The organism is Myxococcus sp. AB025B (assembly GCF_006518215.1).
Classification (GTDB): Bacteria; Myxococcota; Myxococcia; order Myxococcales; family Myxococcaceae; genus Myxococcus; species Myxococcus fulvus.
The window spans coordinates 1-10,318 of record NZ_SRLW01000338.1 but is presented as its reverse complement, the minus strand read 5'-3'; the positions used below and the strand labels follow the sequence as shown (position 1 = coordinate 10,318).

Below are 10,318 nucleotides of genomic sequence, written 5' to 3'. Positions count from 1 at the left end.
ACCCGGCCCTCCCCCAGCGGCTTGTGGAACCGCTCGATGCTCGTCACCACCGTCTTCAGCGTCAGCCCCAGGCCCACCACCTCCACCTCCTCGTGGAGGCGGAGCGTGCCGCGCTCCACGCACCCTCCCACCACCGCGCCCCGGCCGATGACGAAACGCACGCCCTGCACCGGCATCAGGAACGGCTCGCGCGTCACGCACCTCGGCGTGGTGATGGAGCGGTCCACCACCTCCAGCAGTCGCTGGATGGCCGGCTCCCCCCACGCCCCCGTGTCGCCCACCAGCGCCCTCTGCGCCGAGCCGATGACGATGGGCGTCTCGTCGCCCGGGAAGTCATACGACTTCAGCAGCGTCCGGACATCCTGCTCCACCAGCTCGCGGATCTCCGGGTCGTCCATCAGGCGCCACTTGTTCAGGAAGACCACGATGGACTTGATGCCGGCCTCACGCGCCAGGCGGATGTACTCGCGCGTCTGGGGCATGGGGCCCTCGTCCGCCGACACGACCAGGATGGCCCCATCCATCGGCGTCGCCCCCGTCAGCAACCCCTTCACGCAGTCCACATGCGACGGAGGGTCCACGTGCGAGTAGCGGCGATTCGACGTCTGACATTCCATGTGCATCATCGAGAGGGAGATTCCCCGGGCCCGCGTCTGTCTGGCCGAGCCCCACCCCGTCGGCGACCAGACCGGGGCATCACCCGACTTCGCCAGCAGCTTCGTGATGGCCGCCGTCAGGGTCGTCTTGCCGTGGCCCTGGTGGCCCAGCACGCCGATGTTCACTCGGGGCTTGAGAGATTCGAGCTCCGCCTGCGCACGCATGCCATTCCTCACCGTGACCGGCCCGCCGATGCACCGGCCCGCGATAAATCCCAGGAAAATCACCGGGAGACACAGGTTGTCTGTCAATTCAGGAGAACTGCATCAACCGGAACGAACGAGGCGTCCGCCATCCCGCAGACTGGACCGACCCTGGGCTTCCCTGCCTGCCGTTTCGCCGCAACACCAGACATCGTGTCTGGGTATCACCCGCATGAGCTCCCCCGAGCCCCGGCCCCCGTGTCGCCACGGGAGCCCCGCAGAGAGGTGATGCGGCGGGGTGGCTCGAGAGAATGCCTGTCCAAGGGGAGCAACGTCGCTCGACGCCCCTGGAGGTCTGACGCGAGGTGGCCCCTTTCCCTCCGGCGCCAACTGGTCCAGGCTCCAGCCACGTGAGCCAGGTCCCCTCCTCCGAGACACCCCGACGCGCGGGCTTCGCCCGGCTCGCCTTCGAGCGCGCGGGTGGGCGCACCGTGTCTCCAGCGACACGCCGCGCTTCAGCCGGGTGAGGGCCGCGTCGTAGCGCATGTAGCCCCGGCTGGTGGGGATGGTGCCGTCGTACACGCTGGGCTCCGCGTCCACCGCCACGCTGCCCCACAGGTCCGCGGACTCGCGCTGGAGCGGGAAGGTGAAGCCCTCCGGCAACACGCCGATGATGGTGAAGGGCAGCTCGTCCAGCCGCACCATGCGCCCCAGCACACCCGGGTCCCCTGCTCCCGCGCCGGGGAAGTGCTTGCGCCAGAACGCATGACTCAACACCACCGGACGCGCGCCGTCGGGCCCGCCGCCGAGCCGGTCCTCCTCGGGCAGGAAGGTGCGCCCCAGCAGCGCCGACGTGCCCAGCAACGCGAACAGGTCCGCGGAGGAGATGGCGCCCGTGACCCGCATCGCCTCGCCGTCGCCGCTCAGCGTGAAGCGCGTGGCGGTGTACACGGCGATGCGCTCGAAGGACGTGCCGCCCGTGCGCCAGTCGAGCAGGTTCGGATACGCGACCCCGCCCAGCTCCCCCTGCTGCAGGACGACCAGCCGCTCCGGCGCCGTGTACGGCAAGGGCCTGAGCAGCACGCCATGCCACACGGAGAAGAAGCTCACGTTCGCGCCGATGCCCAGTGCCAGCACGAGCACCACCACCACCAGCGTGAAGCCCGGAGCGCGCCGCAGGCCACGCACGGCATATCGAAGGTCCTGCCAGACTGCCGTCATGCCGCGTCCTCCGCTGGGGGGGAATGGCCCCGGGCGTGGAATCAGCGCGCCGTGCGGGACACCCTCGGCGCGCATGTCCCCCCGTTGAAGCCGACGCTCCGCTTCTGGGACGCGCGCATCCCAGGCGTGGAACGCGCCTCATGGGTCCGAGGAAGCCGCCCCCGAGGTGCTACGCTCCGCCCCACATGTCCGCCACCCCCACGGGCTACTGGGGCCCGAGCACCTCGACCGTGGATTGGTGCGAGACGAACTACCAGCACTTCTTCCACATCGGCGAGCTGTTCAACTCGGCCTCCAGCCTGGTGCTGGTCCTCGTGGGCGTGCTGGGCGTCGTGCTCCACTGGCGCGTCCTGGAGCGCCGGTTCCTGCTCGCCTTCGGACTGCTCGCGCTGGTGGGCGTGGGCAGCACCGCGTTCCACACCACGCTGCGCCGCGAGCACCAGATGCTGGACGAGCTGCCCATGCTCTATCTGGCCATCGTCATCGTCTACATCCTGCTCGAGGACCGACCCCAGCGCCGCTTCGGGCGCTGGTTCCCGTGGCTGCTGTTCGGTCACGCGGTGCTGGTGACGTACCTGACGGCCTTCACGCGCGGCGCGCTCCAGTTCTTCCTCTTCCAGGTGAGCTTCGCGTCGCTGGAGTTCTTCGCGCTCGGCCGCACCTACGTCCTCCAGCGGCGCAGCCCGGATGCGAGCACGAAGCGGCTGTTCCAGCTCGGCATCGCGTCCTATGCGCTCGCCATCGTGCTGTGGGTCAGCGACATCCAGTTCTGCCCCACGCTCAACGAGGCGCTCCCCGCGCACGGCATCCCCAACCCCCAGTTCCATGCCTGGTGGCACGTGCTGGTGGCCTTCGGGTTCAACGCGCTCCTCCTCGTCATCGCGAAGGAGCGACTGCGGACGCTGAGGAAGGACTCACGTCTCGACAGGCTGCTGGGCGTGGTCCCGCGCGTGAAACTGACGCAGCCTGGAACGTGAGGCGTCAGCTCAGGCCCAGCCTGCACTCGGGGAGCGCGAGCCGGAGCTGCTCGAGTTCCTGGGGCGGCAGCGTCGTCGAGTAGAGGTCCAGCGTCCTGAGCCACGGCATCCGGAAGAGGACCGGCGGCACCGTCGTCAGGGGCGTGGACTGGAGGTCGAGGAAGGTCAGGCGACGCAGCCGCTCCAGCGAGTCGGGCAAGGTCGTCACGCCGGTCTGCCGCAGGTTGAGCGACTCGAGTGACTCGAGGTTCCCCAGCTCCGGCGGCAGCTGCGCCAACGCGGGGTTGAAGGACAGGTCCAGCTTCTTGAGCTTCGTGAGTCGTCCCAGCTCCGGTGGGACCTGCTGGATGCCCGTGGTGCGCATCCAGAGGGACTCCAGCTCGGTGAACTCGCCGATGACCGGCGGCAGTTCCCCCAGCTTGCGGCCGTTGAACAGCAGCTCCTTGGCGTCGCGCGGGAACCTGTCGAACAGGGCGAAGGCGCCCTTGGCCTTGGGCGCGGCCGCCTTCTTCTTCGTGGTGGGGAGGGAAGCGTTCTCCAGGTCCGGAGGCGCCTGCGAGGTGGCTCCCTCCTCCAAGCCTTCGAGCGACTCGGCCATCGAGTCCAGTTCCTCCGTGAGCCAGGTGGAGAACGGCCCCAGCTCTTCCACCGGAAGGCTCTCCTCCACGCTCCACACGACCAGTCCGTCGCCCTGGGTGCGCCGGCCGAAGGCGAAGCCGTTGACGTCCTCCAGGTCGCGCGCGGCGAACATCACGAACGCGTACGTGTGCGTCCCCGCTTCGCGCTCGGCGCGGACTTCGCTCCAGTTCCGGTCGGGGACTCCGGTCTGCTGGGACAGGCTCACCCGCCAGCGCGGCGGGAGGAAGCCCAGCGTGGACTCGGAGGTCGACAGCCAGCGGTAGCCGAGCGCCTCGATGAACTCGACGTACTCGGCGGGCAGCAGCGGCGCGACGTCGGGCACGGCCGAGAATGGCACGACGCGCGGCTCCAGGTCCTCCGCGTAGCGCCCCACGGCGCCCTTCCCCAGCACCTGGGTGGCCTGCTTCTCCACCTTCTTCCACTGCGTCGTCGGCGACACGGACTTCTTCGGCATGTCCTGTTCCCTACCCGCATCCGAATCCGTGGGGGAAGCGCGAACGCATTCCGGAGGCCGGCTCGTGCCGCCAGTGCGCCCGACCTCCCAGACTTCCAGGCCAGCCCATGCCTCCTCGAAAACATCTGCCCCACTTCAATCCCACACACTTCACCTGGCACGCCAACGACAGACATGTCAGAAATTGAGCCATCCCACAATGACATCCCAGGAGGCCCTCGTTCCCCGGAACGTGGTCGCTACCGGCACACGCTGACCGCGCTGCCCGGCGGCAAGGCGCTCGTCGCGGGTGGCAGCAGCCGGCTGAGCACGCTGAGCACCGCGGAGCTGTTCGACTCCGCGACGAACAGCTTCCCCCATGCCGCCCCGATGAGCCGGGCGCGCCACAGCCACACCGCCACGCTGCTGCCCTCCGGGAAGGTGCTCATCGCCGGTGGCAGCGGCACCAACACGGCGGAGCTGTACGACCCGGCCACCAACACCTGGACGCCCACCGGCTCCATGTCCCGCGCCCGCTCCGGCCACCACGCCGCGCTGCTACCGTCCGGCAAGGTGCTCGTCTTCGACAGCAGCGGCACCAGCGAGCTGTACAACCCCGCCACGGGCACCTGGAGCATCACCGCGCCCCTGCTCTCCAGCCGCACCGGCGGCGTGTCCGCGCTGCTGCGCTCCGGGCAGGTGCTGCTCTCCAGCGGCGCCATCGGCGCCACGCCCACGGCCTCCTCGGAGCTGTATGAGCCGGGGCAGCAGTCGTGGAGCGCTACCGGCTCGCTGTGGGTGGGACGCTGCCAGCACACCGCCACGGAGCTGCCCTCGGGGGCGGTGCTCGTGGCGGGCGGCTCGAGCTCCGGCACCCCGCTCGCGAGTGTGGAGTCCTATGACCCGGCCACCAGGACCTGGACGTCGCTGGGCTCGATGACGCAGGCGCGCAGCGGACACGTGGCCGTGCGGCTGCCGTGGGGACAGGTGCTGGTCATCGGCGGCAATGCGTCCACCACGCAGACCACGACGGAGCTGTTCGACCCGGCGACGAACACCTGGAAGGAGACGGCGGGCATGCGCGTCGCCCGCGCGGGCTTCACGCTGACGCCGCTCTACACCCAGGAGGTGCTCGCGGTGGGCTGCGGGCCCGCCGGTGAGCCCTCGGCGGAGCTTTACACGCCGTAGCGGCGTGTCGCGGGGCGACGGTGCTTCGGGCCCGTCGCCCCTCGTCATTCGAGCATCACGTGCCGCTCGAGGTCGTCCAGATGAGGCGAGTGCTCGCCTCTCCGAGTCCGTCAGGCACGACTCAGCTCTTGTGGGCTGGTGCGGAGGCAGACGAGATGTCGGCGGCCTCGTCCTCACCGCCCGCGGCGCCGTCCGCGCCGTAGGAGAGGACGACGGGGCGGCCGCCCTCGTTGAGGTACACGTAGTCGTTCTGCCACGGGTCCTTGGGGAGCTGCTCCAGGACCCGGCTCTCCACGAGCGCGCCGAGCCCCGCGCTCGTGTCCGGGAAGCGTCCGGTCTTCGTGTAGTGGAGCTTGAGCGCGGTCTCGATGTTCTTGATGTCCAACGAGGCCCTGTCTCCCTTCGCCTCTCCCAGCATGGGCATGACGGCGACGCCGACCGCCGCGGCGATGAGCCCGAGGATGGTGATGACCACCATGATTTCGATGAGCGTCATGCCGCGATGGTGACGGCGGTGCTGCCTGGACTTGTTCCGGTTCATGACTGTTCTTCACCTCATGTGACGTTCTGGCAGGGTCGCTCTCGTCGCGTGCGTCGCCATGTCGTTGCAGCGTCTGGCTTCACACGTGGCGCGGCCCCGTGGCCCTTCCTCCGACCACCGGAGAGAAGCGCCACGAGGAGGCCGATGCAGACCTCGTGCCGGCATGAGGTTCGTCCTGTTCGGGGCCGTTGTCGGCGATGCCCCCAGGCCGAGACTTCCCACACAGGGGCTCTGCGACAACTCAGTTCTTCGGCGCGGGCGCCGCCGCGGGCTTCGACGCCTCCGCGATGCGCTTCACCACGTCATCGACGATGTCGTTCGGGATGGGGATGGACAGGTTGTACTGGGCGATCTTCCAGGTGGCGCCGTCCTTCACCAGCACGCCGCTGCCACGGCTCGGCCCCAGGTTCGGCGTGTCGAGCACTTCGTCGAACCAGGCCACCTTGCCGTCCTTGGAGAGGGTGATGTGGCGCGAGGTGGCCTTGAAGCTCCACGCCTGGCCCTTCGAGAAGTAGGGCTTCGCCCACGCGCGGAACTCGTCGCGCGTCCAGCGCTCGGTGGCGTCGGTGCCCAGGTAGATGGCGTCGGGGGTGAAGTACTTGAAGTAGCGCGCCTCGTCCGCCTGGGCGGCGGCCAGGTGCCAGTCATCCAGCACCGTGGTGATGGCGGCCTTCGGGTCAGCGGCCTTGCCCGTCACGGGGGCGGCGGCGAGCACGAACAACAACAGGGAGACAGTGGACACGCGAAGCGACCTCGTCGATGAGAAGTTCGGGGTATGAAGCGGCACGGCCCACCCCCGGGTCAAGCGCACCCGGGCTGGCCAGAAAGGTGTGAGTCGCGTGGTCCTCGAGAGCTTCCAGGTCGGTGAGGGGGATGTGCCCACGGTGCTGCTGCACGGCTTCCTGGGCACGGGGCGCAACCTGCGCTCGCTGGCGACGGCGTGGAGCGCGGCGGACCCTCGGCGCCGCTTCCTCCTCCCGGACCTCACCGGCCATGGCGCCTCCCCTGTCCCGCCGCCCAGCTCGGACCTCTTCAGCGTGGCGCGCGACGTGGTGGACACCGCGCGGGCCCAGGGCTTCAGCGGCGCGCTCCACTGGGTGGGCCACTCGCTCGGAGGCCGCGTGTCGCTCGCCGCCAGCCTCCACGTCCCGGAGGCGGTCGCCCACGTCTCGCTGCTCGACATCGCGCCGGGCCCCGTGCCGTACGACTTGTCCGACAGCGGCATGGTGCTGGGCATCCTCCTCCAGGCGCCGCCGCGCGCGCCCAACCGCAAGGACATGCGCGCCGAGCTCACCTCGCGTGGGCTGTCCGACCACCTGGCCGACTGGCTCGTGATGAACCTGATGCCGGAGGGAGAAGGCGTGCGCTGGCGCTTCGACCGGCAGGCGCTCGCGGAGCTGCACTCGCGCGTCAACGGCACGGACCTGTGGGCCGCGGTGGAGCGTCCGGACCGTCCGCCCATGCGCGCTGTCCGAGGAGGCCGCTCGCGCTACGTCTCCGACGCCGAGGCCGCGCGCCTGGAGGCCGCTGGTTGCCCGGTGACGACGTTCCCCAACGCCGGCCACTTCGTCCACGTGGACTCGGCCAAGGAACTGCTGGAGTGGCTCCTGCGCGAGTGAGGCCCTGCTCGAAGCCAGGGCCTTGAGGAGGCGACATGTGGAGCCCACACCCGGCACTCAACGATGATGCCCGCGCATTGCTGGCGACTCGCCGGGGGATTCTCCATGTGGCTCCGCGGAGCACTACCGCTGCTCGTGATGATGTGTATCCCTGGCTGTGCGACGAGCCGGGTCGTGCGGCTGGAGACGGAGCACGGCTCCGTGACGCTCACCCCGTACGAAGACGTCGGCGGTGAGGTCGAAGAAGCCAGAATCGACGACGCTGAGTTCGAGGAGTCACTGGCGGCGCTGGCCCGGGACGTTCCGCCCTTCCGCCATCCCATGAAGGAGGCACGGGAGCTCTTCGGCGTGCCCACACGCAGCGGCGTGTACCGGTACGAGCGCGGCCCATCACGGCTCATTCCCCAGTCCCAGGAGGATGGGGCGGGCCCCCACCTGCTCGAGTCCTATACGGACGACGAGCTGACGCGCGCCTATGGCCAGTGGTGCGAACGACGTGACCAGCCCGGAGACTGTTTACGTCTGCTCGATGAAGGCCCTCTATTGGCCAGCGATGGAAAGTACACGCTGGCGCTGGCCATCGCCCTCGGCTCCGTATGGGAAGCGTCGCTGGAGGCCCTCGATGACATGACGGACCCGAGCGCGGTCATGGCCACCCTCACCTCCGCGGTGACCATGTACCTGCTGCTCTGGGCGCTCCCCGAGCCCGTGTCCAAGGGCGTCGCGGCCACGTTGACGGCCCTCGCCATCGCCTATCTCGGCGTGGACACGGTGTGGAGCCTGCTGGATGGATGGCTGACGCTGGTCCGCGCGGTCGACCAGGCCAGGACCTTCGAGCAGCTCCACTCGGCCGGCGAGGCCTACGGCGAAGTCCTCGGAGAGAACTCAGCACGCGTCTTCTTGATGTTGGCCACGGCCGCCATCGGCAACACGGCCGGACTCGCGGCGAAGGCCCCTCGACTCCCAGGTTCGGCGCAGGCAGCCCTCGCCGTGGAGACCCAGGCCGGCTTCCAATATGCGGCGGTGGGAAGCGTCCGGTCCATCGCGCTCACTTCGGAGGGATTCACCGTCGCACTCGCGCCGAATGCGCTGGCCATGGCGAACCAGGGCATGGGCAAGCCCCAGAAGCATCACATCGCCACGAACAAGAACGACGTCTCCACGGCGCGAGGAGGACCTTGGACACCACGATTCCGAAGACTCTTCACTCGGGCTGGAATGGAACTGAAAGATCCCGAGAACATCGTCAAGGTCGCAGGTCACAAAGGGCCGCACCCTGAGCGGTATCACGACTATGTCTTCGTGCGACTCTCGGAAGCACTTGGAGACTGCAGTCAGCTCGCAACCTGTCGAAATCTCCTGACGAACGAACTGCGCAAACTCGCCAAGGAAGTACAGACCCCTGGAGCAAAGCTCAACCGGCTCCTCACCCAGTGAGCACCGGGTTCTTGAGGCACCTCATGCTGAAACACGTCCGATACTTCAGGCTCAAGGAAGACATGCGGAGCGGTAACTGGTCCCTGGGAGACCCTCTGGACAGCTTGGGGCACGAGCCGGAGAACTTCCGGGAGTTCACGTCAGGCCGTCCAGCTCGGGCCCAGGGGCGACTGACGCTCCCCATCGATGAGCCCGGAAGACGACTGGAGTACTGCACGGCTGGGGCGAGCCTGACGCCCGTTGTCCACGTCCGGGTGGCCACACTCTTCGCGGAACTGGCTCCCGACGACGTGCAACTCCTCCCCGTGGACATCGAAGGGTGCCCTGACGAGTACCTCGTTCTCGTGGCCACGAAGCTCATCCGCTGCATCGACGACCAGGCTTCGGAAGAGGTCATGTACTGGAAGCCGGAAGACGACCGCCCGGACAAGCTCGGCCAGTACCGCAGCGTCTTCGGCATGAAGATCGACCCCACGAAGGTCGGCACCACCAAGGTTTTCCGGACCTGGGGATGGTCGTCCATCCTCATCGTCTCCGAGGACCTCAAGGTGGCCCTGGAGCAGGCCAAGGTCACCGGGGCCGCGTTCGAGGAGGTCTGACGCGCGTCAGATGCGCACGCCCAGGAACAGGCCGGGCCACATGCGCGTGCCGGAGGCCCCTCGGCCCGTCTGCCACTGCGGCATCCACGTCACGTCCTGGTCCGGGTCCTCTTCGGGCGGCTTGTAGGCGTTCAGCGACACCCCGCCGAACACCGCGAAGCGCCGCTTGAGCTCCCAGCCGAAGCTCGCGCGCAGCCGATACAGGTTGTTCGGCATCCCCTCCTCGAACAACTGCGGCGTCCACCCTCCCAGCGAGAGGTCCAGGTCCACGTAGTAGCGGTCCGCCGCCCCCACCGGCAGGTGGACCCCCACGCCCAACGACTTGAAGGTCCGCCACGAATCCTTCCACGGCGACACCCCCGCGCTCGCAATCACATGCACCGTGCGACTGCCGTACTTCACCCCCACCGACAACGGAGAGACCTCGTCCGCCCAGATTTCGAACGCGATGCGCCCCTTGCGCACCAGGCTCAACAACCCGATGGGCACCGACACGTCATCCGCGATGTTGATGAGCCCCAGCTGCACCCCCTTCACGTTCCCCGCCACGTTGATGAAGCCCACCTGCGCGCCCGACACACTGCCCGCCAGGTTGAAGAGCCCCACCTGCGCTCCCGTCAGCCGCTCCACCATGTTGACGCCCACCGCGAGCTGCGAGCCCTGCATCTGCTCGTCCGCACGGTTGCCCACCACCGAGAGCTGCAGCCCGCTGAACGCCCGCTCCGAGTAGTTCACCACCGCCGCACCTCCACCGTGCCCGGAAAGCCCCGGCTGGTGACGGCCACCACGAAGCGCTCTCCCACCAACAGGTTCGCCTCCGCCAGCGCCTCCTCCGCGTCGTACCTCACGAAGCCCACCGCGTCC

At 68.7% G+C, this 10,318-nt stretch carries 11 protein-coding genes; 5 read left to right on the top strand and 6 right to left on the bottom strand.

The annotated features are described in order from the left end of the window. The coding region (locus FL311_RS36630) for a GTP-binding protein (protein WP_141332323.1) at window positions 1-821 on the bottom strand (821 nt) is incomplete at its 3' end. 102 nt (window positions 822-923) lie between these two features. Continuing rightward, window positions 924-2,021: an ABC transporter permease gene (locus FL311_RS36625; RefSeq protein WP_194869511.1), complete on the bottom strand. Its 1,098-nt coding sequence runs from the start codon at window positions 2,019-2,021 to the stop codon at window positions 924-926. A gap of 185 nt (window positions 2,022-2,206) precedes the next feature. On the opposite strand from FL311_RS36625, the gene FL311_RS36620 reads away from it, so the two are divergent. Continuing rightward, a complete protein-coding gene (locus FL311_RS36620) occupies window positions 2,207-2,998 on the top strand; it encodes a ceramidase (protein ID WP_141332321.1) in 792 nt (263 codons plus the stop codon). A 4-nt stretch (window positions 2,999-3,002) separates the two neighbouring features. Here the strand turns inward: FL311_RS36620 and FL311_RS36615 are convergent, their stop codons facing one another. Beyond that, entirely contained in the window at window positions 3,003-4,091 is a 1,089-nt protein-coding gene (locus FL311_RS36615) for a leucine-rich repeat domain-containing protein (protein ID WP_141332320.1), read from the bottom strand. Window positions 4,092-4,265: 174 nt separating this feature from the next. Here FL311_RS36615 and FL311_RS36610 point away from each other — a divergent pair, with 174 nt between their 5' ends. After that, window positions 4,266-5,258 carry a kelch repeat-containing protein gene (locus FL311_RS36610; RefSeq protein ID WP_141332319.1) on the top strand — a complete coding sequence of 331 codons (993 nt, stop codon included), beginning with the start codon at window positions 4,266-4,268 and terminating at the stop codon, window positions 5,256-5,258. A 121-nt stretch (window positions 5,259-5,379) separates the two neighbouring features. Here FL311_RS36610 and FL311_RS36605 read toward each other — a convergent pair whose 3' ends face one another. Together FL311_RS36605 and FL311_RS36600 are read right to left on the bottom strand one after the other, a co-directional pair. Beyond that, window positions 5,380-5,799 carry a type II secretion system protein GspG gene (locus FL311_RS36605; protein WP_141332318.1) on the bottom strand — a complete coding sequence of 140 codons (420 nt, stop codon included), beginning with the start codon at window positions 5,797-5,799 and terminating at the stop codon, window positions 5,380-5,382. A gap of 241 nt (window positions 5,800-6,040) precedes the next feature. Beyond that, the gene (locus FL311_RS36600; protein WP_141332317.1) at window positions 6,041-6,541 is read right to left on the bottom strand and encodes a nuclear transport factor 2 family protein; all 501 of its coding nucleotides are present in this window, start codon (window positions 6,539-6,541) and stop codon (window positions 6,041-6,043) included. 97 nt (window positions 6,542-6,638) lie between these two features. Here FL311_RS36600 and FL311_RS36595 point away from each other — a divergent pair, with 97 nt between their 5' ends. The 3 genes from FL311_RS36595 to FL311_RS36585 all read left to right on the top strand — a co-directional run bounded on the left by FL311_RS36595 (window position 6,639) and on the right by FL311_RS36585 (window position 9,454). Beyond that, on the top strand, window positions 6,639-7,418 hold the full coding sequence (locus tag FL311_RS36595; RefSeq protein ID WP_141332316.1) for an alpha/beta fold hydrolase: 780 nt from the start codon (window positions 6,639-6,641) through the stop codon (window positions 7,416-7,418). 105 nt (window positions 7,419-7,523) lie between these two features. Next, window positions 7,524-8,855, top strand: a complete 1,332-nt coding sequence (locus FL311_RS36590) for an AHH domain-containing protein (protein ID WP_141332315.1) — start codon at window positions 7,524-7,526, stop codon at window positions 8,853-8,855. 23 nt (window positions 8,856-8,878) lie between these two features. Then, window positions 8,879-9,454, top strand: coding sequence for a DUF1629 domain-containing protein (locus FL311_RS36585; RefSeq protein WP_141332324.1), 576 nt, complete (start codon window positions 8,879-8,881; stop codon window positions 9,452-9,454). A gap of 6 nt (window positions 9,455-9,460) precedes the next feature. On the opposite strand, the gene FL311_RS36580 is transcribed toward FL311_RS36585, so the two are convergent. After that, a complete protein-coding gene (locus FL311_RS36580; protein ID WP_194869510.1) occupies window positions 9,461-10,192 on the bottom strand; it encodes a hypothetical protein in 732 nt (243 codons plus the stop codon). Window positions 10,193-10,318: the final 126 nt, after the last annotated feature.